Genomic DNA, 26208 nt, shown 5'->3' on the forward strand with positions numbered 1-26208 from the left:
CGTCGTGTCACGCGAAGAGTCGCCGCCAGGTCTCCGGGCCCGGATAGCCGTCGGCCTCCGCGCCCCGCCAGCCCTGGGCCTTCTGGAAGACCTCGACATTGCGCCGGTCCGCCTCGGTCCACCGAGGGTCGGGGCCCGACAGGTAGTACGTGCCGTATCCCTTCTTCACCAACTGTCTGCCGAGCCTGTCGACATGGGTGTTGGACCGACCCGGCCGGAAATAGCCCCGCCCCGGGAAGGCCGGGACCCCCGCCGGGCCCTTCCGGCCGCTCGCGGCGGGGATGTCGTGGCCGGTTCCTTTCACCAGCAGCTCCCAGGTGTCGGGGCCGGGGATGCCGTCGGCCTCGGTGCCCTTCCAGCCCTGGGCCTGCTGGAACGCCTGGGTGGCCTTCCGGTCGGCGTCGGTCCACACCGGGTCGGGGCCGACCTCGTAGAAGCGCTTGCCGCCCCGGGCGACGAGCATCGTGCCGAGCCGGGTGACGTACGCGTTGTTCGCGCCGGGGCCGAACTTCGCCGCGCCGGGGAACGGGGTGGTGGCGGCCTCGCTGCCGGAGTTCCCCGAGGTCAGCCCCTTGTAGCGGTAGGCGACGTAGCTGCCCGAGTTGGTCCAGTAGGCCATGGGCGTCGTCTGCTTGCGGGTGTGCGGCTTGGTCTGCTCGTACGCCGTGTACGAGGTGTGGGTGTAGTCGGTCCAGCCGCCGAAGATCGTGACGTGGGAGCCCTTCGCGGGGTCGGCCGGATTGTGGAAGAGCAGGATGTCGCCGGGCTGGAGTTCCTCGCGGGGGATGCGCGTGCCGTACGCGGCGAGGCTGCCGGTCCACTCGTTGTCCGCCAGGTTCCAGGCCATCGACACATAGCCGGAGCAGTCCTGCCGGTACCCGTCCGACCAGTACTTCTCCATGCTGTACGGGACCTGGGCGGTGACCCACTCCTTCGCGCGGTCGATGATGTCGGCCCGGGTCGTCGGGCGCGGCACGGGCGCGGCCGACGCCTGGGCCGCCGGTGCTCCCTGGGCGCCGGCCCCCCGCAGCGGACCCGGGGCGCCCTGGGGGCTGTCCGGCAGCGGTCCCGCCAGGTCGGTCAGCGCCCCCGAGCCGGGCACCGGGGCCGGGTCGGCGAACGCTCCGGCGGACTCCGCCACGCCGGCGCCCAGCACCACACCGGCCGTGGTGACCAGCACCACCGCGCGCCGCGCGCCGTGTGCGGCCGGATTCCCCCCGTACCGCGTGGGCAGGCCCCCGGCGGCGGAGCGGCGCTGGGCGGCGCAGCCCGGGCAGGGGCAGTCGATGGCGGGTACGTACTCCTCGAAGGCCGGCACAGTCATGCGATTCCCTCCGCAGTCGTCAAGATCTTTGGGCGCATCTGCACGGGCGTCAGTGTTGCAACTGTCCTGACATACCGTATTTTGACGGACAGAAGCGAAAAAACGACCATCCGACAGGCCGTGAGCGAGAGGAAATGGTCAGGAGCACCACTCGGGATCGGGTAAAGTTCTCCAGGTCAGCAGGCGCCGCTAGCTCAGTTGGTTAGAGCAGCTGACTCTTAATCAGCGGGTCCGGGGTTCGAGTCCCTGGCGGCGCACGCACAGTCAAGGCCCTCTCACTCCGCGTGAGGGGGCCTTGTCCGTTTCCGGACACCGTCACCGATCGCGTCGTCGTGTCCAGCAGTCGGGACACCGGAGGATTCCGGCCATGGCCGCCGACGGACGGGGCCCTTGTACGGCACCGGAGTCGAGCAGGCATCATGCTCTGAGCCCGTCGGCCGCGCTTCAGGGGGAGACGCGGCCGACGAAACGACCGAGCGACCACGCAGCCCCGCCTGCGTGCAGGGGGACGACCCATGACGTCGACGCCGCCGGGTGACCGGCAGGACAACGACCCTTCCCGGACCGCGCAGCTGCGCATACCCCGGCAGCACGACGACCCGTCCCGGACCACGCAGCTGCGCATACCCCGGCAGCACGACGACCCGTCCCGGACCACGCAGCTGCGCGTCCTCGGGCCGCTGCGCCCCGGAGGCCACCGCCGCCGGCAGCCCAAGCCGCTGCCCCGGTACGACTACGAGCACTACAGCCGCCTCGCCGGGCCACTGACCCAGCCCGATCCGGCCGAGCCGTACACCGTGAAGTACCGCTCGCTGCTCTCCCAGGAGCCGCACCGCGTGCGTGCCGCGCTCCTGCTGGGCGCGGCCCCGCTCGTCTCGCTCGGCCTCTTCGTCTGGCTGATGCAGCCCGGGCACTGGACGCAGCGCGACCCGAACCTCAAGAACGACACGCTGCTGGTCCTGGACGTCGTGATGCTGGTCTCGATCGGCCTGATCGAGCTGTTCCGCACGATGAACGTCCTGTCGAACGCGCACGCCACGCTGGTCGCCCGCGACCCGGTCCCGGTGGTCCCGGAGAACGGCACCCGGGTCGCCTTCCTCACCTCCTTCGTCCCGGGCAAGGAGCCCCTGGAGATGGTGACGAAGACCCTGGAGGCCGCCGTCCGCATCCGCCACCGCGGGCTCATGCACGTCTGGCTGCTCGACGAGGGCGACGACCCAGTGGTGAAGGAGGTCTGCCGGCGGCTCGGCGTCCACCACTTCTCCCGCAAGGGCGTGGCGCGCTGGAACCAGGCCGAGGGCCCGCACCGCGCCAAGACCAAGCACGGCAACTACAACGCCTGGCTCGACGCGCACGGCGACGCGTACGACTTCTTCGCCTCGGTCGACACCGACCACGTGCCCATGCCCAACTACCTGGAGCGGATGCTCGGCTACTTCCGCGACCCGGACGTCGGCTTCGTCATCGGCCCGCAGGTCTACGGCAACTACGACACCTTCGTCACCAAGGCCGCCGAGTCGCAGCAGTTCCTCTTCCACGCGCTGATCCAGCGCGCGGGCAACCGGTACGGCGCCCCGATGTTCGTCGGCACCAGCAACGCGGTGCGGATCTCGGCCCTCAAGCAGATCGGCGGCCTGTACGACTCGATCACCGAGGACATGGCGACCGGCTTCGAGATCCACCGCGCCCGCAATCCGCGCACCGGCCGCAAGTGGCGCTCCGTGTACACCCCGGACGTGCTGGCCGTGGGCGAGGGGCCCACCGCGTGGACGGACTTCTTCACCCAGCAGCTGCGCTGGTCGCGCGGCACGTACGAGACGATCCTCAAGCAGTACTGGAAGGGCTTCGGCTCACTGCCCGCGGGCAAGCTCTTCAACTACACCATGATGATCATCTTCTACCCGATGTCCGCCATGAACTGGATACTCGCGGCCCTGAGTTGCGCGCTGTTCCTGGGCATGGGCGCCTCGGGCGTGCAGATCGACCCGACGGTCTGGATGATGCTCTACGGCAACGCCTCCGCGCTCCAGATCGGCCTGTACGTCTGGAACCGCCGGCACAACGTCTCGCCGCACGAGCCCGAGGGCTCCGGCGGCCTGGCCGGCATGGTGATGTCCGCGCTCTCCGCCCCCGTCTACGCGCGCTCCCTGATGGACGCCGTGCTGCGCCGCAAGAGCTCCTTCGTGGTGACGCCCAAGGGCGACTCCTCCAGCCCGGACACCCTGTTCGGCACGTTCCGCATCCACCTCTTCTTCATCGCGGTCTTCGGCGGCTCCATCACGGCCTCGTACGTGCTCGGCCACAGCCACCCGGCGATGGTCACCTGGGCCTCGCTCGCCCTGCTGATCACGGCGGCCCCGGTCATCGGCTGGCAGTACACCGTGCGCGCGGAGAAGAAGAGGCGCCGTGCGGGCCCGCCGCCACCCGCGGCGCCTCCGCAGCCGCGGCAGGAGCCGCAGCCACGGGCCCGGGTCCACCGGGCCGGCAACGAAGAGACCATGCAGATCGCCCTGGGGGGTCGTAAGAAATGAAGTACCGTCCGAGCCGCCGTACCCGCCGCATGGCGATCAGTACGGCGGTGGTTCTCGCGCTCGCGGGGGCGAACGGGCCGTGGCTGTACCGTTTCGGCACCGAGCACTACCACGACTACAAGATCAACCAGGCCGGTTACAAGGCGGACAACGGCCACTGGGACTTCCTGGACGTCCCCTCCGAGTTCCGGATCAACACGATCCACGCGGCGCTCCTGCACACCGGCAAGGTGCTGCTCGTGGCCGGTTCGGGCAACAACCAGAAGAACTTCGACGCCAAGAGCTTCCGCTCGGTGCTGTGGGACCCGAAGACCAACGTGTTCAAGAACATCCCCACGCCCAAGGACATGTTCTGCGCCGGCCACACCCAACTCCCCGACGGCAAGCTCCTCATAGCCGGCGGCACCAGACGGTACGAGAAGCTCAAGGGCGACGTCACCAAGGCCGGCGGCCTGATGATCGTGCACAACGAGGACCCCGACAAGCCGGTCACCCTCCCCGCCGGCACCCGCTTCACCGGCAAGGGCAACGGCAAGACGTTCGTCACCAAGGACCCGGTCCTGGTGGAGAAGGCCACCAAGGTCTTCGACGAGAAGACCGGCGCCTTCCTGCGCAACGACCCGGGATACGGCCGGATCTACGTGGAGGCCGAGAAGTCCGGTACGCAGTACGAGACGGGCGCCGAGGACAACTACCGCGTCGAGGGCCTGACCGGCTCCGACACCCACAACGTCTACGGCATCGCCCAGAAGCTCGCGCTCGACAAGAAGGACTTCCAGGGCATCCGGGAAGCCTTCGAATTCGACCCGGTGGCGGAGAAGTACATCACCGTGGACCCGATGCACGAGGCCCGCTGGTATCCGACGCTGACCACCCTGGAGGACGGCAAGGTCCTCGCCCTGTCCGGCCTGGACGAGATCGGGCAGATCGTCCCCGGCAAGGACGAGATCTACGACCCGGAGACCAAGGAGTGGAAGTACACCGGCATCGTCCGGAAGTTCCCCACCTATCCGGCGGTCTTCCTCCTCGACGACGGCAAGCTCTTCTACTCCGGCTCCAACGCCGGCTACGGCCCCGCCGACGTCGGCCGCGACCCGGGCGTCTGGGACCTGGCGACGAACAGGTTCACCAAGATCCCCGGCCTGAGCGACCCGGACAAGATGGAGACCTCCGCGACGGTGCGGCTGCCCCCGGCCCAGGACGAGAAGTTCATGGTGATCGGCGGGGGCGGCGTCGGCGAGTCCGAGAAGTCCAGCGAGAAGTCCCGGCTGGTCGACCTCAAGGACCCCGACCCGAAGTTCGAGGACGGCGCATCCCTGGACGAGGGCACCCGCTACCCGAGCGCGTCCCTGCTCCCCGACGACTCCGTCCTGGTCACCGGCGGCTCCAACGACTACCGGGGCCGCAGCGACTCCAACGTGCTCCAGGCCCGGCTGTACGACGCGAAGACGGACACGTACCAGCGGGTCGCCGACCCGGCGGTCGGCCGCAACTACCACTCCGGGTCCGTGCTCCTGCCGGACGGCCGGGTCATGATCTTCGGCTCCGACTCGCTCTACGCGGACAAGGCCAACACCCGGCCCGGGACCTTCGAGCAGCGCATCGAGATCTACACCCCGCCCTACCTCTACCGCGACGCGCGGCCCGAGCTGACGGCAGGCCCGAAGAAGATCGAGCGCGGCTCCACGGCGGTCTTCACCACCAACCACGCCTCGTCCATCACGTCGGCGAAGCTGATGCGGCCGAGCGCGGTCACCCATGTCACGGACACCGACCAGCGCTCGGTGGCCCTGGACCTGAAGCGGACGGACGGCGCGATCTCGGTGACCGTGCCGAAGAACCGGGCGCTGGTTCCGTCGGGCTGGTACATGCTCTTCGTCACCGACGACCGGGGCACCCCGTCCGAGGGGACGTGGGTGGAGGTGCCGTAGGACGCGAGCTGCGGCTCACCGCTTCTTCGCGGCGCGGACCAGGTCCAGGGCGTAGGCGGGCCACCACTCGCCCGCCTTCGGGCCGCCCCGGCAGTCGCCGTCGGACTCGCCGGGGCGCTTGATCCACAGGTACGCGTCGACCAGGTCCTCGCCCGTGCCGGTCGTCGGCGGCTCGCCGAGGGCCCGGCCCGGCGGGTTGCACCAGGTCTCCTCGGAGTCGGACGCGGTGTACGGGCCGTTGCCGTTGCGGCTGGTGTCGATGACGAACGGCTTGCCGCCGACCTTCGCGGACAGCTGCTTGCCGAACCGGGTGCTGGCGGCGGTGGTCTGGAAGTTGGACACGTTGACCGCGAAGCCGTCCGCCGCCCCGATGCCCGCCCGCCGCAGCGAGTCGAAGAGCGCGTCGGGCGAGCGCCAGCCGGCATTGCCCGCGTCCAGGTAGACGCGGGTGCCCCGCTGCTTCTTCAGCCGCTCCACCGCGCCCTTGAGCAGGTCGTAGCGCTCCTCGTGCAGCTTTTGCGGGGTGCAGCCGTCGACCAGGTGCACCACCGCGTCCGGCTCCAGGATCACGGTCGCGCCGCGGTCGCCGATACCCTGCGCGACGGCCTCCACCCAGGCCCGGTACGCGTCACCGTCGGCCGCCCCGCCCTTGGAGAACTGCCCGCAGTCGCGGTGCGGGATGTTGTAGAGGACGAGCACCGCCTGCCGGTCCGCCTTCGCGGCCGCCTCGGTGAAGCCCTTCGCCTCGGCCTGCGGATTCTCCGCGCCGACCCACTCGCCGACCGGCTGCTCGGCGATCCGGCGGATCAGGGCGGCGGCCTTCTCGTTGCCGTCCTTGGTGTACGCGGCGACCTGGCGGGCGGCGGTCCCGTCCGGGTTCACCCAGTACGGGACGCTGTCGGCGGGCCGCTGCCCGATACCGGCGGGGTTGCCGCCGGCGGCCCCGCCCGCGTCCGCACCCTCGCTCGCACCGGCCCGGTCGCCGCCGCCCTTGGCGTCGTCGGAGGCGGAGCAGCCGGCGAGCAGGAGCGCGAGGCCCGCAGCCGCGGCGGCCGCCCCACGCGTGCCGAACCGGCCGTTGTGACTGCCGTACATCCACTCCCCCTCGGGTGCGAGGGCGGTGCCCCGTCGCCTCGCGGCCCATCCTGGCACAGCGTGCGGAAGCGGCCCGGGCCTCGTACGGTTTCGCCGCCGAGCCGTTACGGCGGTTTCACCGCGCTGTGCCCCGCTTCGCCGCGTGCGGAGGGTGACCGGTTATCGACGTACCGTCAGAAAGCGGTTGGGCGGGGGGAGTTCGTCCCCCTACAGTGGGGTGTGCGGCGGACCCGGACGCCACCGACCTCCCGTGTCCGCGCCGGGCCACTCCCGCGGCCCGCGCACCGCGGTCGAGGACCGGCCCGGTCAGCCGCCCCGCACACGGGCGGCGGACCGGGCCGCGTACCGGAGCCTTCAGACGGCCCCGGCCTGCGCCTTCCCCTCCGCGCCCCCCTTCTCCACGCTCTTCTCCACGCCCGTCTCCACGCCCTTCTCCACGCCCGTCTCCACACTCTTCTCCACGCCCGTCTCCACGCTCTTCTCCGCGGTGAGGTACGCCGAGACGACCACGTTCGCGGTGTACGAGTGGGACGCGCGGTCGTACGTACCGCCGCAGGTGATCAGCCGGAGCTCCGCCCGGCCGTCCTTGCGGGGGCCGTACGCCTTCTGGGCGTCGAACCTTTCGCGGGTGAGGACCTGGACGTCGTCGATGGTGAACTCGGCGACCGTGCCGTCGGACCGGGTCACCTCGACCTTCGCACCGGGGCGGGCCGCGCTGAGCCCGTAGAAGACGGCCGGCTTGGTCTCGGTGTCGACATGGCCGACGAACAGGGCCGGGCCCTTGGCACCGGGCCGGGTGCCGGCGCCGTACCAGCCGACGGTCTGGGGCGTGTTGAAGGGCGGCGGTTCGATCGCGCCCTCGTCGTCCAGGCCCCGGGGGACGACGGGGGCCCGTACACCGATCGACGGGATCTCGACGCTCTGCGGCGCCACGCCCTTGATCGGCGCGTGCGCCGGGGGCAGCGGCACGCCGAGCGGGCGCCCGACCGCGGCGACGTCGCCGGTGGTCGGGGCGGAGCCGATGCCCGACCCGTCGGTGATCCCGCGCCCCCACAGCCACAGGCCCAGCAGGATGACGGCCCAGGCCACTCCGGTGAGCAGCCTGCCGTGACCCGCCGAGTCCTTGGGTCCGGACATGTCAGTCGGCCGCCGGGCGGCGGCGGCGCACGCTGCGGAAGGCGACGGCGACGGCCGCGACGGCGGCCAGGGCGAGGCCGATCACCTCGTGGACCGTGCCGGGGCCGGCCTGCTCGGTGGCCTCACCGGCGAGCGCGGCGGTGCCTCCGCCGCCGGCACGGACCGGGGCGACGGGCATGGGCCGCTCGCGGTGGACGACGGTGACGACGGCGGACACCTTGGTGTGCTTGTCGTCCTTGCAGAGGGCCTGGACGTCGTAGTCACCGGGCTCGGCGTCCGAGCGGATGCGGGCCTCGGCGAAGAGCGTGTGGTCCTCGCCGGGCGAGAAGCGCGCCTGGGAGACGAAGGCGTCGGAGTTCCCCTTGGCCTCCTTGCCCTTGCAGCCGGCGAGCTCCAGGTCGACCTCACCGCCCGGGGCGACGGACGAGGGGCTGACCGACAGAGTGGCCCGGGACCGCGAGTCCTCGTGGCCGGAACCGGCTTCGGCCAGTGCCGAGGGAACGGGCACCAGGGTCGCCGCGGCCACTGCGGCGGCACAGAACGTGAGGGGTATGGAACGCATCGTGAACCTCCTGATGGCAGGTTCACGCGCGCCGGGACTTTTCGCATCCGCAGCGCGGGGGCGCTGGGCCGGTGGAGTGGGGGAGCGGGCGCGGTCCAGGCCCGCTCCCCCACCGGAATCCGGTGTCAGCCCAGGTCGACGAGGTCGACCAGGTCCGCGATGGAGTCGACCACCGTGGACGGCCGGAACGGGTACTTGTCGATGTCGGCGACCGTGGTGAGCCCGGTGAGCACCAGGAACGTCTGCATGCCAGCCTCCAGGCCGGCCAGCACGTCGGTGTCCATCCGGTCGCCGATCATCGCGCTGGACTCGGAGTGGGCGCCGATCGCGTTGAGCCCGGTGCGCATCATCAGCGGGTTGGGCTTGCCCGCGAAGTACGGGGCCTTGCCGGTCGCCTTGGTGATCAGGGCGGCGACGGAGCCGGTCGCGGGCAGCGGGCCCTCGGCGGACGGGCCGGTCTCGTCCGGGTTGGTGCAGATGAACCGGGCCCCGCCGTTGATCAGCCGGATCGCCTTGGTGAGCGCCTCGAAGGAGTACGTACGCGTCTCGCCGAGCACCACGTAGTCGGGGTCGTGGTCGGTGAGGACGTAGCCGATGTCGTGCAGCGCGGTGGTGAGCCCGGCCTCGCCGATGACGTACGCCGTGCCGCCGGGCCGCTGGTCGTCCAGGAACTGGGCGGTGGCGAGCGCCGAGGTCCAGATGTTCTCGACGGGCACGTCCAGGCCCATGCGCTGGAGGCGGGCGTGCAGGTCGCGGGCGGTGTAGATCGAGTTGTTGGTCAGGACCAGGAAGGGCAGCCCCGAGTCACGCAGCCGCTTGATGAAGGCATCGGCACCGGGGATCGGCGTCCCCTCGTGGATGAGGACTCCGTCCATGTCGGTGAGCCAGGACGAGATCGGCTTGCGCTCTGCCATGTGGGACTCCAGTTGCCGTACGCCAGGTGCGGGGACGCCGGCGGCACCGCGTTGTGCAGCGCCGACGCCCCGATTTTAGGCCGACTGTTCGACGTGGAGGTACCGCCTGACCGGCGCGTCCGACCGGCGCGGACGCTCAGCGCCGCGCGCGGCGGGTCCGCCGGGCCGCCATGACCATCGCCCCGCCGCCGATCAGGAAGCCGGAGACGGTGAGGGCGGGCAGCGGTACGGGGACGGAAATGCCGGTCCTGGCCAGTTCCGGCACGCCGGCGGGGTCGGTGCCGGGCGCGAGGGGCAGGCCGGTCCCGCCGGGGCGGGTGGGGTCGGCGCGGCCGGGGAGGCGGCCGGGGTCGGCGTCGCCCTCCTCGCCTTTCCCCTTCCCCTTGACCGTTCCGTTCTCCTGCTCCTGCCTCTGTTCCTGCTCCTGCTCCTGCTCCTGCTCCTGCTCCTGCTCCTGGCCGATGCCGCCCACGTTCTCCCTTTCCGCGCTCTCGCGGTCGCCGTCCGTCTCACCGGTCACGCCGCTGTCGGTCCCGTCCCCGCCGGTCTCGTCCTCGCCGGTCTCGTCCCCGACCACCGTGAACGGGTAGTCATCGGACTCGCCGACCCACTCCCCGTCACCGCCCTTCGCCCCCTTGCCGGCGCCGTCCGCGCCGCTTACGGCATCCCGGCGCTGGACGATCGCGGCGTTCGCGGTGATCCGGCCGGGGCTCGTGTCGGAGGTGAAGGCGAGGCGGACCTGGACGGTGACGGTGTGACCGGCGGGCACGGTGAACCCGGGGAAGGAGTCGTCGCCGTCCCCGCCGAAGACCCCGATGTGCTCGTCCCGGTCCGTCGTCTCCCAGGTCACGCGGTGCTCGACGCCGGGATGGGCGCGCTCGGAGAACTCCAGCTGGATCTGGTCCGAGGTCAGGGCCCGGTCCTCGTCGGTGAGGACGAGCACGGGGTGGATCGCGCGGCAGGACTCCGTGGTGGTGTTCGTCAGGTCCAGGAACCAGGTGCCGTAACCGCCGCCGGAGGCGTACGTGTCGGGCCCGCCGTGGATACGGGTGTCGATCGGGAAGTCGGTCGCCCCCGGTTTCCCGCAGGCGGGCTGCCGGTCGGCGGTGGCAGAGCCGGACGAGGCCGCCGGGGCCAGGCGGGTGGCCGGGCCGGCGACGGGGTTGCGCTGGGGTGCGGCGGACGCGGTCGCCCCGCCGAGGACCACGGGCATGACGCTCGCGGCGGCCAGCCCGAGCGCGAGACCGTGTCGGGGCCGGCCGGCTGCGGGGGGCTCGGGAGACTCAGGGGGCTCAGGTGATTCGGGGGGCATGGCGGTGCAGCCCTTCACTTCTCGCGGAAACGGTCGGCTCGCCCCGGGTCCGGAGTTCACCGGTCTGGTCGCGCTCCGCCGCTCGCGCCTGCCGGTCGGGCAGGCGGCGCCGCGACCGGAACACGCCCTGGCCGGCGACAGTGCCACGCGCGCACGGACGGCCCGCGCAGGCGTGCCGCCGGCCCGCCCGGACGGCCGCCGGCCACCGCCCGATCAGCCGAGTCCGGCGGGGGCCGGGGCCTTGCGGGCGCCGGCCACCGCCCGATCCGGCGGTGATCGGCCTCTCACCGGCCCCGGCCGCCCCTGTAAACCGCGCCCGATCAGCCCGATCCAGCGGAGACCGGCCCCTCACCGGCCCCGGCCGCCCCTGCAAACCGCGCCCGATCAGCCCGCTCCAGCGAGGACCGGGCCCCCTCATGGGCCCCGGCCGCCCGGTCAGCCCGGCTCAGCCGGGACCGGCTCCCAGCTGTCCGTGTCCGCGTCGCCCACCCGGCCGAACAGCGGGGCGAGGACCAGTTGCGCCGCCCCTTCCGCGACCGGGCGGTCCCCTCCCCCGGCGGCGACGACCGGCACCGGGACGCCCTCGGCCCCGTCGCGCCTGGCCCGCTCGTCGAGCACGGCGCGTACCCCTCGTACGTACGCGTCGGGGTCGGCGGCGACGGTGCGGCCGCCCAGGACCACCCGGCCGATGTCGAGCAGCCCCACGAGGTTGGCGGCTCCGGTGCCGAGCACCCTGGCGGCCTCGGCCGCATCGCCCCGGTGCACGGCGGCCAGGCACAGCGCCTCCAGGCAGCCGCGTCCGCCGCAGCCGCACCGGATGCCGTCCAGCTGCACGGTCTGGTGGCCGAACTCCCCGGCCCCCGTCCGGGCCCCCCGGTGGACCGCCCCGCCGAGCACGAGTCCCGCGCCGAGGCCGGTGCCGAGGTGGAGGTAGGCGAAGTCGGCGGGGTCCGGCGCCTTGAGGGCGAGGCCGAGGGCGGCGGCGTTGGTGTCCTTGTCGAGGACGACGGGCAGCCCGGTCCGGCCGGCCAGGGCGTCCCGCAGCGGGTACCCGTCCCACTGCGGGAACCCGGTGACCCGGTGCAGCACCCCGGCCCGGTGGTCGAGCGGCCCCGGCACGGCGACGCCCACCCCGAGCACCGGCAGCTCCCCGTCCCCCCGCACGGCGGCGACCGCCCCGGCCGCCGCCCCGAGCACCTCGTCCGCCGGGGCGCCGAAGTCCAGCGGAGCCGTACGGCTTTCGGCCACGGCCCCCGCGAGGTCCACGAGCACCACGGTCAGGCCGTCGCGGTCCAGGTGCAGGCCCACCGCGTGCCCGGCCTCCGGCACCAGCCGCAGCACGGTCCTGGGCTTGCCGCCCGTGGAGGCGCGGCGGCCCGCCTCGGTGGCCAGGCCCTCGGTCCGCAGCCGGGCGGTGATCTTGCTGACGGCCTGCGGGGTGAGCCCCGTGCGCTCGGCGAGTCCGAGCCGGCTGATGCCGCGCTCGCCTGCCACCCGCAGCAGGTCCAGCACGAGCGCCGCGTTGTGGCTGCGCAGGGCGGGGAGGTTGGCGCCGCTGTTGCTCCTGTTCACCGGCCCATTGTCCCCCGCGCTTGCACTTTGGCAACAGCGTTGCCAAAGTGGGGTCATGACCGCCCACACCACATCCGAGACCGCCGGCTCCCCCCTGCGCGTAGGACTCGTCGGCTACGGCCTGGCGGGGTCCGTCTTCCACGCCCCGCTGATCACGGCGACCGAGGGCCTGGCCCTGGACACGGTCGTCACGACGGACGAGGAGCGCCGCGCCCAGGCCCGCGCCGCCTGTCCGGGCGTGCGGTTCGCCGCGTCGCCCGACGAGCTGTGGCAGCGGGCGGACGAGCTGGACCTGATCGTCATCGCCTCGCCGAACCGGACGCACGTACCGCTGGCGAGGGCGGCGCTGGAGGCCGGTCTCGCGGTGGTCGTGGACAAGCCCGTCGCCGGTACGGCGGCCGAGGCGCGGGAGCTGGCGGCGCTGGCCGAGGAGCGCGGGCTGCTGCTCTCGGTCTTCCAGAACCGCCGCTGGGACAACGACTTCCTGACTCTGCGCGCGCTCCTCGCGGACGGCGCGCTGGGCGAGGTGCAGCGCTTCGAATCGCGGTACGAGCGGTGGCGGCCCCGCCTCAAGGGCGGCTGGCGCGAGTCGGGCGACCCGCGCGAGATCGGCGGGCTGCTGTACGACCTGGGCAGCCATGTCGTCGACCAGGCGCTGACCCTGTTCGGCCCGGCGGTCCAGGTCTACGCGGAGTCGGACGTGCGGCGTCCGGGTGCGGCGGCCGACGACGACACGTTCCTGGCGCTCACGCACGCCTCCGGGATCCGCTCGCACCTGTACGTGAGCGCGACGACGGCCCAGCTCGGCCCGCGTTTCCGGGTGCTGGGCTCCGCCGCCGGGTTCGTGAAGTACGGCATCGACCCGCAGGAGGCCGCCCTGCGCGAGGGCGCGCGCCCGACCGATGGCGGGCCGTGGGGCGAGGAGCCCGAGGAGCTGTGGGGCCGGCTCGGCTCGGGCGAGTCCCCGCTCACGGGCGGTGGCACCCCGGTCCGCACACTGCCGGGCGACTACCCGGCGTACTACGCGGCGGTCGCTGACGCGCTGCGCGGGAAGGGTGACAATCCGGTGACCGCCCTTCAGGCCGCCGAGGCGCTGGACGTCCTGGAGGCGGCCCGCCGCTCGGCCCGCGAAGGCGTCACCGTCGCCCTGCGGCCGGCCGGCACCGAAGCCCCCGCCCACACCCCCGAGGAGCAGCCCGCATGAACCCCACCGCTCCGACCATCTCCGAGCTGATCGCCCAGGAGCGCCGGCTGACGCTGCCGCATTTCGGCTACGACGACGCCTACGCGCTCGGCGGCCTGCTCGTGACCCTGGCCCGGGAGCGGCACGCCCCGGTGGCGATCGACATCCGGCGCGGGGCGCAGCAGGTGTTCCATGCCGCGCTGCCGGGTTCGAGCGCGGACAACGACGCGTGGATCGACCGCAAGCGCCGGGTGGTCGAGCGGTACGGGGAGAGCTCGTACCTGGTCGGTACGCGGTTCAGGGCGAAGGGGACGACGTTCGACGAGGCGTCCCGGCTGGACCCGGACCGGTACGCGGCGCACGGCGGTTCGTTCCCGATCGCGGTCGAGGGCGCGGGCGTCATCGGCTCGGTGACGGTGTCGGGCCTGCCGCAGGCGGAGGACCACGCGCTGGTGGTGGAGGCGCTGGAGCAGTTCGCGTCACGGATCGGCGACTGACGTACGAGGAGGGGTGGGGGCCGCGTGACGCGGGCCCCACCCCTCCGATGTATGGAGACGGTTACGCGTCCTTCAGCTCCTGCCGCTGCCGCCCCAGGCCCTCGATCTCCAGCTCCACGACGTCACCCGCCCTCAGGTAGGGCTTGGGCTCGGGCTGCCCCATCGCCACGCCGGCCGGGGTCCCGGTGTTGATCACGTCGCCCGGGTAGAGCGTCATGAACCGGCTCAGATAGCGGACGACCTCGCCGACCGGGAAGATCTGGTCGGCGGTCGTGCCGTCCTGCTTCAGCTCGCCGTTGACCCAGAGCCTGAGCGGCAGCGCCTGCGGGTCGGACACCTCGTCGGCGGTCACCAGCCAGGGGCCGAGGGGGTTGAACGTCTCGCAGTTCTTGCCCTTGTCCCAGGTGCCGCCGCGCTCGATCTGGAACTCGCGTTCGGAGACGTCGTGCGCGACCGCGTAGCCGGCGACGTGCGCGAGCCCTTCCTCGGCGGTCTCCAGGTAGCGGGCGGTGCGCCCGATGACGACGGCGAGCTCGACCTCCCAGTCGGTCTTCACGCTGCCGCGCGGCACGAGCACGGTGTCCTCGGGGCCGACGACGGTGTCCGGTGCCTTGAAGAACAGGATCGGCTCGTCCGGGATCCGCGCCCCGGTCTCGGTGGCGTGGTCGTGGTAGTTCAGCCCGATGCACACGATCTTGCCGATCCGGGCGAGCGGCGGGCCCACCCGCAGCCCCTCGGCGTCGAGCGCGGGCAGTTCGCCGGGGGCGGCGGCCGCGGCCCGTACCCGGGCGAGCCCGTCCTCGTCGGCGAGCAGCGCGCTGTCGATGTCGGGGACGACGCCCGACAGGTCGCGCAGGGTTCCGTCCCGGTCCAGCAGCGCCGGTCGTTCCGCGCCTGCCGTACCCACACGAAGCAGCTTCAAGAGTCTTTCTCTCCTCGGTCGGGATCAGGCCCGTCGAATGGGTGGCGGCCATCGCAGGCTTGTCCGATCCTCCAAGACATCCGATCATTCCGCAAGACCCTGTTCACGCACTGGACCGCCGCGCGTCCGCCGGGATCAGGCCGCGGTGGCGACGGCGGCGCTCGGGGCGGGCATGTCGCGGTACAGGTAGGCCCGCTCGATCGCGGTCCAGGTGGTGCTCGTGACCACGTACAGCGCGGCGGCCAGCGGCACGAAGGCGACGGTGAAGAGGGTGAAGAAGGACATCAGCGGCATGAGCTTGTTCATGGCGCCCATGCCCGGCACCGGCTGCCCGTCCGGCCCGGCGGCCGGCGTGACGGGGGCGGCGGCCATCTGGCGTTTCGTACGCCCGTAGTTGAACGTGGCGACGGCGGCCACGATCGCGAAGAGTCCGAGGTAGACGAGGCCCTGCGCGCCGAACATCCCGCCGTGCGACAGCGCGTCGCGCCAGCGCTCGCCGAGCGGCGCGTCGAAGAGCTGGTGGCCGAGGAGCGCGTTGGCCTCGCCACCGATCTTCTGGCTGGAGAAGAGGTGGTAGAGCAGGAAGAAGGCCGGCATCTGCAGCAGGCTCGGCAGGCAGCCGGAGAGCGGCGAGACCTTCTCCTCGCGGTGCAGCTCCATGAGCGCCTTCTGCATCCGCTCGGGGTTCTTGGCGTGCTTCTTGCGCAGCTCGGCGATCTGCGGCTGGAGCCTGCGCTGCGCCTTCTGCCCGCGCGCGGCCGCCCGGGACAGCGGGTGCACGGCGAGCCGGACGAGCGCGGTGAACAGGACGATCGCGGCGGCCGTCGATGCGTTCTGGAAGAGCGGGTGGAGCAGGTCGGCGAAGGCGCCGACCAGGCTGGCGAAAGCGGACATGAAGGCGGACATGGCTGAGCCCTCCGGGGGTCTCGTCGTGCCGGAAGTGAAGGAGGCGTCGACTACGGAGTCGACTGCTTCGGCATGACGGCCCGCGAGGGCCCGCCCGCCGGCAGGCGGGAAACGGAAGGTGGTGCCCTACGCGGCCGTCAGGAGGGCACGGCCCGGGGCTCGGGGACGGCGGCGCCCCTGGGCGTCGGGGTCCCGCTGGGGGAGGAACGCGGTGCGTTTCTCCCGGTCGCGCATGGCGGTACGGACCCGGGTGCGGGGCACCGGGGCGGCGCAGCGGGCGCTGATGACCGAGCAGGCGACGAGCGCCGTGCCGGCGGCCGCGGTGGCGGCGAGCGCGACGGCGGCGGAGAGGCTGCCGCCCTCGGCGAGGAGCACTTCGGTGAGGAGGAAGAGCAGGAGCCCGGCGGGGCGCAGGGCATGGGAGAGACCACGGCGTACGCGGCTCATGGCGCCGGTGTCCATGGGCGGGCCCTCCCTTCCTCGCTCGCTCGTCTCCGACCGGTCCATCCGTTATACACGATGACCCGACAGCGTCAACGGCCGTTGACAGCCCGTGAACGCGCCCTCAGCCCACCCCCACGGGCGCGTCCCACTCGTCCCGGGCCAGCACCTCGTCGTCGGGCCGCTCGTCGCGCTCGCGCGGACCGGCGTACGTCACCGCGAGCGCGACGGCGAGGTTGGCGCCGAGGGCGACGATGCCCGCGTTCACCCCCCACACCGGGTCGTTCTCCGTGAACACGAACCCGCACACCACACCGACCCCGACGACGAGCCCGCTCATCGCCCCGGGCAACGTCAGCCGCCGCCACATCAGCCCCAGCAGCACCATGGGGAGCAGCTGCGCCATGCCCTCGTACGAGATGAGCGAGAGCCGTACGAGGGTGTTCGGGGCGGTGTACGTGAGCAGCAGCGCGAGGGCCCCCGCGACCACGACGACCAACTGGGCCGCGCCCTTCTGCCGCCGCTCCCAGCGCGGGACGAGCGAGAGCACGCTGCGACCCCACATCGTGCCGATGACCAGCATGAACACGGCCATGGGCACGATCGAGGAGAGCGCGGCGGCGACCCCGATGATCCCGACGGACCAGGCGGGCAGCGAGTCCACGACGAGCTCGAAGAGGGCGAGGTTGGACTCGGCGCCGACGAGCCCCGGCACCACGAACAGGGCCGCCATGCCGAGCAGCATCGGGACGAAGAGCAGGACGTTGTAGGCGGGGAGCCACATGGCGTTGCGGCGCAGCACGTCGGCGTTCTTGGCGCCGAGGTAGCCGGCGACGGTGGTCGGGAAGATCACGACGGTGAGCGAGTTGAGGAACGAGGTGGTGATGAACCACGCCTGCCCGAGGCCGCTGTCCCCGTGGCCGGGGAAGGTCAGCCACTCGCTCTTCTCGGTGGCGAGCCGGTCGAGGAAGGGCCCGTAGCCGTCGAAGTAGTGCACGGGCACGTAGATCGCCAGGAAGCCGAGCGTGGCGATGACCAGCACGTCCTTCAGCACGGACACCCACGCGCTGCCGCGCAGCCCGCTGACCACGACGAAGCCGGTGGTGACGGCGAAGGCGATGAAGTAGGCCCAGTTCAGGCTGACGGCCCCGTAGGAGATCGTCGAGACGACGACGCCCATGCCGGTGATCTGGAGCTGGATGTACGGGAGCAGGAAGGCGGTCGCGAGGACGGCGACGAGCGCGCCGAGCCAGGGCCGCCCGAAGCGGTGCGCCACCATGTCGGTGATCCCGACGAGGCCGTGCTTGCGCGCGTACGCCCAGAGCATCGGCCCGACGACGTAGCCGACCGCGTACCCGCAGGACATGTACGCGACGACGTACAGGACGGGCGCCCCGTAGTTGTAGCCCCAGCCTGCGGCGCCGAGGTAGCTGAAGCTGGTGTAGCCCTCACCGGCCATCAGCACCCAGATGAACACGGTGCCCAGGCTCCGCCCGCCCACCGACCACTCGGCGAGCCCGCCCCCGCCCTCACCGCCGCGCCGGCCGCGTACGGCGAGCAGCCCGAGGGCGACGGTGGCGACCATGAAGACCCCGAAGACGGAGGTCGCGACGGCGGCGTTCACCGGCGGTCACCCCGCCGGGTCAGCCATACGGCTACGGGGGTCAGCAGGGTCGCCCCGAGCAGCCAGAGGAAGAGGAACGGCAGCCCGAGAACGACGGGCCGGACCCGGTTCACGAGCGGCAGCGCCCCCAGGTAGAGGACGTAGGGGACCAGCAACCACAACAACTGCGGACGTCGTCTGAGCACGTCGGGAAACCTTAGAGGGTCCCGGCCCCCGTCCGTCGGCCCCCGTCCGTCATTCCCGGCCCCGCACCCCCGTCAGCTTCCCCCACACGACGAGCCGGTAGCGGGAGGTGAACTCGGGGGTGCAGGTGGTGAGCGTCAGATACGACCCGGCCCGGTGATACCCGGGGTAGGGCGCGATGTTGCTGCGCGGCACGGCGGCCACGACCCCGCTGTCGCCCGGGGTGGTCCGGGCGAGGGTCTTGTCGACGGTGTACGTGTAGACGGCGTCCCGGGTCTCGACGGTGATCCGGTCACCGGCGCGCAGCCGGTTGATGTAGCGGAACGGTTCGCCGTGGGTGTTGCGGTGGCCGGCGAGCGCGAAGTTGCCCCGGCCGCCGGGCGGGGCGGTGGCCGGGTAGTGCCCGACGTACCCCTTGTCGAGGACGCCGCGCTTGCCGATGCCCTGGGCGACGGGGGCGGTGAGGGCGATACGGGGGATGCGGATGACGGCGTAGGCCCGGTCGGGGGCGGGCTTCGCCGCTGCCGGGCGTTGTGCGGTGGAGAGGCCGCCGCCACCCGCCGGAGAAGGCGCGGCGCCGGGCGGGGCGTCGGGCGTGGCGTCTGCCTCCGGCGTGGCGTCGGCCTCGGGCTGCCGCGCTGCCGGAGGCGCCGCCCATTCCCGTTCCAGTTGGCGGACGGTGCGGCCGGCGTCGGCGCGGGCCTGCCGGTTGGTCCACCAGAGCTGGTGGGCGACGAGCAGCAGCAGGACGACGCCGAGGGTCACCACCAGCTCCGCGCCGGTCCACAGCCCGCGCGCGACGAGGCGCCCGCGGCGCGGGTCGCGCTGCACCACCACCGGTATCCGCTTGACCACGGCCCGCACGATAGGCCCGCTGCCCGCAACACTCCAGAGCCGGGACGAGGGTCACTCGGCCGGGCCCGGGACACGCCTCCACCCCGCGCCCGCACAGCAGTACGGTGTGATTCATGCGCCCCGACACGCCTGCCGATCACATCACCGAAGCCGAGCGCCTGCTCCGCACCGCGGCGCAGTACCCCGAGGACCACGAGCCGCTGCTCCTCCAGGCCGCGGCCCACCTGGAACTCGCCGGCGAACGCGCTCGCGCCACGACGCTCTACGACGAACTGCTCAGCGACCCGGCCACCGAGCACCCGCACCTGGTGAAGGCGCTCAACGCGGCCAACCTGTGGGAGCACGGCCACGAGGCGGAGGCCCGCGCGCTGATCGACGGCGTCCGCGTGGCGGCCCCGCAGGAGGCGGCCCCCTGGGAGATCGCGGCGGAGACGCTGGAGGCCCACGACGAGCTGGAAGCGGCCCACGACACCTTCTCCACGGCCCTGCGCCTGCTGATCGCCCCGGGCGAGGAGGTCCCGTACGCCACCCAGTCCCTGCTGACCGGCCGCCACCGGGTGCGCCGGCTGATGGGCGTCCCGCACGACGCCTGGGACGAGCTGGCCGACACGCTGCACACGGCGGCGGTCCCCCTGGACGAACTCCACGACCCGAAGCGCCTGTGGTCCCTCGGCTCCTCCGACCCGGGCGAGCTGCGGGCCGAGATCACCCGCCTGCGCGCCGAACTGGGCACGTACCGCACGGCGTTGTCGCGCCCCTTCCCGGTGGCGGTGCTGCACTGGCCGGCGGACGAACTGCGCGAACTCCTCACCTCCTACCCGAGCCTGGGCAGCGAGTACGCCTCCCACCCGGACCACCTGGCCCGCCTGGAGGCCGCCCTGCGCGACCTCCACACCACGGGCACCCCCAACCTCGGCATCGTCACGGGCACGGTCCCCTCCTACGAAGCCTTCGCCGCCTCCGAGGCCGCCTCCCCCGCCGACCCGGACCTCCTCCCCCAGTACGCCACCACCCTGGCCGCACGAGGCCGCGCCCTCCCCTGGCCACCGGCGAAGAGCGCGGAGTGCTGGTGCGGGTCGGGGGTGTCTTACCGGGAGTACCATGGGGGGGGTGGGGGGGTAGGGGGTCGCGGGGACTCGGGGGGCCGGGCACGGCGGGCAGCCGGATTTGGGCTGCGGGCGGCGGGATACGTGCGGGAGCTGGGACCGGGGCACCGGCGCGCTGACGCACCTACCGACAGCGCTCCCTTTCTCGCGAGGATTCCCCACTGTCTCCGAGATCCCCGCGCTGATCATCGACGACGAGTCGGACCAGGCTTCGGTCAACACGACGGACCCGAAGAAGTGGGAGGACGGCAAGGTCGCCCGTACAGCCATCAACGGCCAGATCTCCCAACTGCTCGGTCTCCTGCCGCGCGCCCAGTACGTCGGCTACACCGCGACCCCGTTCGCCAACGTCTTCGTGGACCCGGGCGACGGCGAGGACGTCTTCCCGCGCGACTTCCTCATCTCGCTGCCCCGCCCGGTCGGCTACATGGGCGTCCAGGACTTCCACGACCTCGACACGGACGAGGGCACCGCCGAGGAGACCCACATCCGCGGCATCCACAGGACACGGGAGACCGCCTACAGGAGGCCCTGCACGCCTTCGTCCTCACGGGCGCGCTCAAGCTGTACCGCATCGACCGGGGCGTGCCGGACGAACCGTTCCGCCACCACACCATGCGCGTCCACGAGTCCGTACGGATGGCCGAGCACACCGCCCTCGCCCTGCGCATCAACTCCATGTGGCACCGGGCCGCCTACACGAGCCGCCAGGGCCACGAACGCCTCGCGGACCTCCTCGCCTCCGACTTCCACCGCTTCGCCGACGACGGCCTGCCCATGCCGGAGTCGTACGACGAGCTCAGGAGCCACGTCTCGCGCGCCCGCCAGCTAATCAACGCCGGCGGCACGCCCGTCCTGGTGGTCAACGGCGACACCGAGCGCGACTACGACCACCCGACCTGGACTTCGAGCGCACGCCCCACGTGTGGAAGATCCTGGTCGGCGGCACCAAGCTCTCCCGGGGCTTCACGATCAAGGGCCTCACGGTCACGTACTACCGCCGCACCACCCAGCAGGCCGACACCCTGATGCAGATGGGCCGCTGGTTCGGCTTCCGCCCCGGCTACCGCGATCTGGTCCGCCTGTACATCGGCCGCGAGGAACTGCTGGGCAAGACGAAGACCGTCGACCTGTACGAGGCATTCGAGGCCATCTGCCGCGACGAAGAAACGTTCCGCGCCCAGCTCACCCGCTACGCCGTCCCGGTGGACGGCAAACCCCAGGTCACCCCGGCGCAGATCCCCCCACTGGTCTCCCAGCACCTCTCCTGGATCCGGCCCTCGGCCCGCAACAAGATGTTCAACGCGGAGCTGGTGGAGATCCGTTCCCCGGGCCAGTGGGTGGAACCGACGGCGTACCCGGTGGGGGCGGAGGAGCTGCGGGGGAACGTCGAGGCTTGGGGGGCGGCGTTGGGGGCGTTGAGTGACGACCTCTCCGTCTTCGTCACCCTTTCCGACAATGACCGGGGCGGCTTCACCCGCTACCCGGCCAAGACAGCGGTTCTCGGCCATACAGAGCTGCTCGGGATCATGAGCAGCCTCGCCTGGGGGCGCCCAGACCTTTTCGCCCCGCACCTGGCCTATCTCCAGGACGCCAGCGACGCTGGCTCCGCTACCGACGACTGGGCGCTGATCCTTCCCCAGACCTCTGGACCGACGAGCGTGTCAGCCAGCATCCTCAGAAGTCAGCCCGTCACTCTGGTCCAGCGCAAGCGGAACGCGCGCGGCGTCTTCAACCGCATCTCCGGTGTGTCCCACCGCCAGTCCGCCGAGCGCATCACCGGACTCCGCCCTCTGAGCGATGACGATCCGTACGCCTCCCAGCTGCACCGGCCACGTCGTGGAGCTGTGCTCCTCTATCCGGTAGTCGACCCAGTCTCGGGAATCCCGCGGATCTTGTGACGGGCGGCAGCATCGACCCTGGCAAGGTGGTACTGGCCGCAGCGTTCATCCCGGCGGCCAGTACGACGGGCCAGTCGGCATCCTACGTTCGCTTCCGGGCGGTTGACTCGTCCCGTCCTGGTGAAGCGACTATTGAAGTCCGACGACCGTGACCCTGGAGTGACCGCCGGTGCCTGAGCCCGCAAACTGGACCCCGCCGGACGGCTCGTGGGCCTCGTCTGCGGCCCGCAGGCGAAACATGCAGGCCATCCGCAGCCGTGACACGCAGCCGGAAAGGCTTATCCGCCGTCTCGTGCACGCGAACGGACTGCGCTACCGCGTCGCCGCAAGGCCCCTGCCAGATCTTCGCCGGACGGCCGACCTGGTCTTCCGTCCGGCGAAAGTGGCTGTTTTCATCGACGGCTGCTACTGGCACGGCTGCCCCGAGCACTACGTCCCGCCCAAGACGAACCCCGGCTACTGGTCGGACAAAGTAGCCCGGAACATGGCCAGGGACCGCGACACGGACAAGCGCCTCATCGAGGCCGGCTGGGTGGTCCTCCGGTTTTGGGAGCACCAGAACTCAGACGTGTGCGCCCTGGAGATCGTCAGCATTGTCCGCGAACGCCGACGTCACCTGCCCGGGTAGAGCCCCGGGGGTCACCGCCTTGCGGCGGTCGCGTTCGTGGGCGGCACGCAGCACGTCCGCGATGGCCTTGCCCACCGCGGCAGCGACGGGCGGCGGAAAGGCGTTTCCGACCTGCCGATACTGCGCGGTCTTCCCGCCGGAGAACTTCCAGTTGCCCGGAAACCCCTGAATGATCGCGGCCTGCTCGACCGTGAGCATGGGCCCTGTCGGCCTGAAGAGGTCCCGGTCCTGGGTCTTCTTCCTCACGCTCTCTTCGTGGGAGTTGGCAACACCGACGCCTGAAACACCCAGAAGGTCCCAGGCAGCCTTCGCGCGGCTCGGACCGAGATCAGCACCGCCGTGCTTCTTAGAGCCGCCGACCAGGGTAGGAGCGACGCCGAAGTCTTTCCTGTTCTCAGCCTTCCGCGCCTTTTCTTTCCACCTGCCGAGGCGCTCTTCCGCCAGACGTGCGATGTCTCCGCCCATTTTCAGGTACGGGTCATACCTGAGTTCCATGGACTTCTCAAGCGCTCGGAAAACACTCCTGGGGCTCCCCGTAGCGGTCGGCCAAACGAACTTCAGGTCTCCCAGGACGTCCTTACGGATGGCCACCAGAACAGCCCGGGGACGCAGCTGAGGCACGCCGAAGTCGCTGGCCTCCAGCACTTCCCACTCGCAGACCCGGTAACCGAGCCCGTCAAAATCCTCAACGATGCCGGTGACAGGGTGCTTGGCCCACCCGCCTTGGAGACGCGCCTCAATATAAGTGCGGTATTCTTCGAATTTGACATCTTTAATACCGCGAACGTTTTCAATCATCACCGCTTCAGGGCGGAGCTCGTCAGCAAGTTCAAGGATCCGAGGGAAGAGGTCACGCTCATCATCCTTCCCGAGCTGCTTTCCAGCGTGAGAGAAAGGCGGGCACGGGACTCCGCCAGCGAGAAGATGGAGGTCACCCTTGGCGAGCGGCTTCCCCAGGTACTTCCGAGCCTTCTTTACATCTGATTCGCGCTCTCGCCCGGAAGCGATGGGGATGAAATTATTGACATCACCAGAAATGACGTCACAGTAATCTCTCTCCCAGCTCCACTCTTCCAGACTCCCGATGTTGCCCCGAAGAGTCTCTGCGGCATGGGGATCAATCTCCACAAGCGCCAGGTGCTTGAACCCGGCTTCATGGAGGCCAATGGCCTGCCCCCCAGCCCCCGCGCAGATCTCGATCGAGGTCAGCACGTCGTCACTGGGACCCATCGGATCCTCCTGGTGCGCCTGGAGGCCCATCGGCTCCGGTCTCCTCTTCGTACGTTTGGATTGACAGCAAAAGTGGCGCGTCGACACGGACCCGCGCGGGCAAAGCATCCCGGCCTCTCGACCGACTACTTCGGGTCAAACTTGAATGCGCGACACGCCCAGAGCCTACCGGGCCCCGGGCGCCAGTCGCCCTACTCACCCCGCTGCGACACGGCAGAGCCCGGCCATCACTTCGGAAACTCAGGACGGGCACGAGTGCCAGCATATTCGAACAAGTGGGCGAATGTTGACTGAATCGGGGTTCCTGCCAGGCTGAATGGATCACCGCACACGGGATCGCGGCCAGCCAGCGCGCGCGGAACGCCGGGCGTCGGGGCCGCCGCGATCGTCCGTTGTACGGCCTTGGCCCTCGCTCAGGCAAAAGCCAGCGGGGCCGACTGGCAAGTCCAGACCGGGCTCTGAGGCAGCAGCCAGTCCGGCAGCAACCGCCACGCCTCCGTCGCCAGCCCCGGCCTGAGGGCATGGGCCGGAACCTCCAGGCGGGCGGACTCCCAGCGGCCACGCCTCGTCTGGTCGGCGGGAACGGCCGAGTGGAGCCAGCCTCGGTCAACCGTCGCGACGTTCACCGCAATCCCGTCACCTCCGACGAGAACGGCGGCGAGGCACCATTCCCCATCCCTAGCCATCACCTCGTACTCGTGGCGCGTCAGGTGAATCACCAGACGGGTCGGGTCAGTGGTCGACTTAACCTCAATACCGGTAACTTAGCGCTTTGGTGTGCGTTTGACTCGTTTTGGTTTGGTGGCGCCAACGAGATTGATGGTCACGGTGGTTGGGCGGTCTGCAGTCCGGTGGGCGGCGCGTTTGAGGGGCCAGCCGGCGACTTTGCGTTTGATGACGCGAGGATTGGCCCGGCGGCGTCGTGGTGGCAGGAGACGTTCGAGGAGTTCAGCGTGGGTGGCTTTGACCGCGCGATTGAGTCTGCCGGGGGGAAAATGCCGCCTGGTCGGTGACCTGGCGGCGCACGACGCGCAGTGAGCGGGTGAAGGAGATCCTGTCGGGGTCCTGGTCGGCTTGTTGTGCGGCTTGGTGCATCAGGTGTCGGATGGCGTGGTGGACGAGCAGGAAGCCGTAGAGTTCCTGCTCGGCTCCGTCAGGGCGTTGCGAACGCAGTACCAGGTGCGGCCCGCCGAGATGGGTCTTGATTTCGTCGAGGGTGGACTCGAACTCCCATCGCTGGGCGTAGAGGGCGGCCAGTTCCGCGGCTGGGGCCTCGTCCGGGTCGAGGATTGTGGTGATGAGCCGGTAGGCGCCCTCGTGCCCGGCGATGGAGTACTCCACCGCGCGGACCGGCACCCCGCGGCGGGTGTGGTGGATGTCGCTGCGGTCGAAGATCTCGGTGAGGTAGGAGCCGTCCGACAACTGCTCGACCACCGGCAGCACGAGGTCCTTGCGGACTCGCCACAGCAGGTCCGCCCCAGTGGCCGCGGCGTTGCGCCACAGGTCCACGCCGTAGAAACCGCGGTCGGCCAGCAGTAGCATCCCCGGCCGCAGCGACACCAGTACCGCCCGGGCCAGAGTCTGCTCTCCGGCGCGCAGAGCTCCGACCGCAGCCTCGAAGATGGCGTGGGTGCCGCATTCGACCAGGCCGACCATGCGCAACTGCGGGTAGCCGACGTTCTGTTCACCCCGACCGGAACGCGGCGGACGGCCGAACGCCTCCACGTTCGCCTTCGTGTCGGGCAGGTCGAACGTGGTGCCGTCGATCGCGGTCAGCCGCCAGCCGCGGTAGAAGGCGCCCTGAGTGCCCGCCGTGGCAACCGGACGGCACACCCGCACAAACAGCTGCCGCAGCGGTGCCACCCCCAACCGGGACCTGGCCTTCCAGATCGCCGCCGTACTCGGCACCACCCACGACGCACGCCAACACCGCGCACCCTGCAAACCCGCGGTCAGCAGCCGGGCGACCTCCTCATAGCCCTGCCCCGAGAACAGGCACATCGCCAACACGAAGTAGACCACCAGCCGGGCCGGCAACAACCGGTTCCGCTGCTGGACCCGGCCCGTCTCCTCCAACACCTCGTCCACAAGCGACCGAGGAAACGCCTGCGTCAGCACGCCGACCGCGACCCGGTCCGACAGACGCTCCCCAGATGACTTCAACTGACCCGCTCTTGCCACGCCAACAACAACGACCGGATTGCACCTAAGTTACCGGTATTGGACTTAACCTCGAAGTTTCATGACGGTCCGCCGACGGAGTCGGTGGACCGTTTTCCTGCCGTGGGCTGAGAGTGGGCAGGTTGAGGGCCCGAGTGTCGTCTCGGGGAGGCGCCGGGTTCCACTGCTCCGGG

General features: G+C 71.2%; 20 protein-coding genes, 1 tRNA gene and 2 pseudogenes. 8 read left to right on the forward strand and 15 right to left on the reverse strand.

Annotation, left to right across the window (positions count from 1 at the left end):
• Positions 1-7: 7 nt before the first annotated feature.
• Positions 8-1324 carry a peptidoglycan-binding protein gene (locus E6R18_RS21525; protein WP_136318532.1) on the reverse strand — a complete coding sequence of 439 codons (1317 nt, stop codon included), beginning with the start codon at positions 1322-1324 and terminating at the stop codon, positions 8-10.
• Between the two features lie 183 nt (positions 1325-1507).
• On the opposite strand from E6R18_RS21525, the gene E6R18_RS21530 reads away from it, so the two are divergent.
• The 3 genes from E6R18_RS21530 (at position 1508) to E6R18_RS21540 (ending at position 5786) form a co-directional block, all read left to right on the forward strand.
• Positions 1508-1581, forward strand: a tRNA-Lys gene (locus tag E6R18_RS21530).
• 258 nt (positions 1582-1839) lie between these two features.
• Positions 1840-3855 carry a glycosyltransferase family 2 protein gene (locus E6R18_RS21535; RefSeq protein ID WP_240799806.1) on the forward strand — a complete coding sequence of 672 codons (2016 nt, stop codon included), beginning with the start codon at positions 1840-1842 and terminating at the stop codon, positions 3853-3855.
• Positions 3852-5786: a kelch motif-containing protein gene (locus E6R18_RS21540; RefSeq protein ID WP_136318533.1), complete on the forward strand. Its 1935-nt coding sequence runs from the start codon at positions 3852-3854 to the stop codon at positions 5784-5786. The genes E6R18_RS21535 and E6R18_RS21540 overlap by 4 nt, the downstream gene beginning before the upstream one ends.
• A gap of 15 nt (positions 5787-5801) precedes the next feature.
• Here E6R18_RS21540 and E6R18_RS21545 read toward each other — a convergent pair whose 3' ends face one another.
• The 6 genes from E6R18_RS21545 to E6R18_RS21570 form a co-directional block, all read right to left on the reverse strand.
• Complete coding sequence (locus E6R18_RS21545) at positions 5802-6881, reverse strand: glycoside hydrolase family 6 protein (RefSeq protein ID WP_136318534.1); 1080 nt, start codon at positions 6879-6881, stop codon at positions 5802-5804.
• 354 nt (positions 6882-7235) lie between these two features.
• Positions 7236-8018 (reverse strand): class F sortase, encoded by a 783-nt coding sequence (locus E6R18_RS21550; RefSeq protein ID WP_136318535.1) that lies wholly within the window; start codon positions 8016-8018, stop codon positions 7236-7238.
• A gap of 1 nt (position 8019) precedes the next feature.
• Complete coding sequence (locus E6R18_RS21555) at positions 8020-8580, reverse strand: hypothetical protein (protein WP_136318536.1); 561 nt, start codon at positions 8578-8580, stop codon at positions 8020-8022.
• 125 nt (positions 8581-8705) lie between these two features.
• On the reverse strand, positions 8706-9494 hold the full coding sequence (locus E6R18_RS21560) for an HAD-IIA family hydrolase (RefSeq protein WP_018555802.1): 789 nt from the start codon (positions 9492-9494) through the stop codon (positions 8706-8708).
• A gap of 136 nt (positions 9495-9630) precedes the next feature.
• On the reverse strand, positions 9631-10707 hold the full coding sequence (locus E6R18_RS21565; protein ID WP_240799807.1) for a hypothetical protein: 1077 nt from the start codon (positions 10705-10707) through the stop codon (positions 9631-9633).
• A 534-nt stretch (positions 10708-11241) separates the two neighbouring features.
• On the reverse strand, positions 11242-12378 hold the full coding sequence (locus E6R18_RS21570) for an ROK family transcriptional regulator (RefSeq protein ID WP_136318538.1): 1137 nt from the start codon (positions 12376-12378) through the stop codon (positions 11242-11244).
• Between the two features lie 55 nt (positions 12379-12433).
• Here E6R18_RS21570 and E6R18_RS21575 point away from each other — a divergent pair, with 55 nt between their 5' ends.
• On the forward strand, positions 12434-13582 hold the full coding sequence (locus E6R18_RS21575; protein ID WP_136318539.1) for a Gfo/Idh/MocA family oxidoreductase: 1149 nt from the start codon (positions 12434-12436) through the stop codon (positions 13580-13582).
• Positions 13579-14058, forward strand: a complete 480-nt coding sequence (locus tag E6R18_RS21580; RefSeq protein WP_136318540.1) for a heme-degrading domain-containing protein — start codon at positions 13579-13581, stop codon at positions 14056-14058. Before E6R18_RS21575 ends, E6R18_RS21580 begins: the two co-directional genes overlap by 4 nt.
• A 61-nt stretch (positions 14059-14119) precedes the next feature.
• On the opposite strand, the gene E6R18_RS21585 is transcribed toward E6R18_RS21580, so the two are convergent.
• The 6 genes from E6R18_RS21585 to E6R18_RS21610 all read right to left on the reverse strand — a co-directional run bounded on the left by E6R18_RS21585 (position 14120) and on the right by E6R18_RS21610 (position 18998).
• Positions 14120-14980, reverse strand: coding sequence for a fumarylacetoacetate hydrolase family protein (locus E6R18_RS21585; RefSeq protein ID WP_136318541.1), 861 nt, complete (start codon positions 14978-14980; stop codon positions 14120-14122).
• Positions 14981-15115: 135 nt separating this feature from the next.
• The gene (locus E6R18_RS21590; protein WP_136318542.1) at positions 15116-15886 is read right to left on the reverse strand and encodes a YidC/Oxa1 family membrane protein insertase; all 771 of its coding nucleotides are present in this window, start codon (positions 15884-15886) and stop codon (positions 15116-15118) included.
• Positions 15887-16012: 126 nt separating this feature from the next.
• Positions 16013-16348, reverse strand: a complete 336-nt coding sequence (locus E6R18_RS21595; RefSeq protein ID WP_136318543.1) for a DUF6412 domain-containing protein — start codon at positions 16346-16348, stop codon at positions 16013-16015.
• 103 nt (positions 16349-16451) lie between these two features.
• A complete protein-coding gene (locus E6R18_RS21600) occupies positions 16452-17951 on the reverse strand; it encodes a sodium:solute symporter family protein (RefSeq protein WP_136318544.1) in 1500 nt (499 codons plus the stop codon).
• Positions 17948-18106, reverse strand: a complete 159-nt coding sequence (locus E6R18_RS21605) for a DUF3311 domain-containing protein (protein ID WP_136318557.1) — start codon at positions 18104-18106, stop codon at positions 17948-17950. The genes E6R18_RS21600 and E6R18_RS21605 overlap by 4 nt, the downstream gene beginning before the upstream one ends.
• A 79-nt stretch (positions 18107-18185) precedes the next feature.
• Complete coding sequence (locus E6R18_RS21610) at positions 18186-18998, reverse strand: class E sortase (protein ID WP_136318545.1); 813 nt, start codon at positions 18996-18998, stop codon at positions 18186-18188.
• A gap of 104 nt (positions 18999-19102) precedes the next feature.
• Here E6R18_RS21610 and E6R18_RS21615 point away from each other — a divergent pair.
• From E6R18_RS21615 to E6R18_RS21625, 3 genes and pseudogenes are all read left to right on the forward strand, one after another.
• Positions 19103-20098: pseudogene (locus tag E6R18_RS21615) on the forward strand (hypothetical protein); the annotation flags it as partial.
• A 160-nt stretch (positions 20099-20258) separates the two neighbouring features.
• Positions 20259-22148: pseudogene (locus E6R18_RS34445) on the forward strand (Z1 domain-containing protein); the annotation flags it as partial.
• 17 nt (positions 22149-22165) lie between these two features.
• The gene (locus E6R18_RS21625) at positions 22166-22624 is read left to right on the forward strand and encodes a very short patch repair endonuclease (RefSeq protein ID WP_136318546.1); all 459 of its coding nucleotides are present in this window, start codon (positions 22166-22168) and stop codon (positions 22622-22624) included.
• Here the strand turns inward: E6R18_RS21625 and dcm are convergent.
• Together dcm and E6R18_RS21635 are read right to left on the reverse strand one after the other, a co-directional pair.
• Positions 22559-23884, reverse strand: coding sequence for a DNA (cytosine-5-)-methyltransferase (gene dcm / locus E6R18_RS21630; protein WP_240799810.1), 1326 nt, complete (start codon positions 23882-23884; stop codon positions 22559-22561). The genes E6R18_RS21625 and dcm overlap by 66 nt on opposite strands.
• A 918-nt stretch (positions 23885-24802) precedes the next feature.
• Positions 24803-26035, reverse strand: coding sequence for an IS4 family transposase (locus E6R18_RS21635; RefSeq protein WP_136318547.1), 1233 nt, complete (start codon positions 26033-26035; stop codon positions 24803-24805).
• Positions 26036-26208: the final 173 nt, after the last annotated feature.

The sequence above is a fragment of the Streptomyces sp. A1277 genome (assembly GCF_004795015.1).
In the GTDB taxonomy this organism is placed as follows: domain Bacteria; phylum Actinomycetota; class Actinomycetes; order Streptomycetales; family Streptomycetaceae; genus Streptomyces.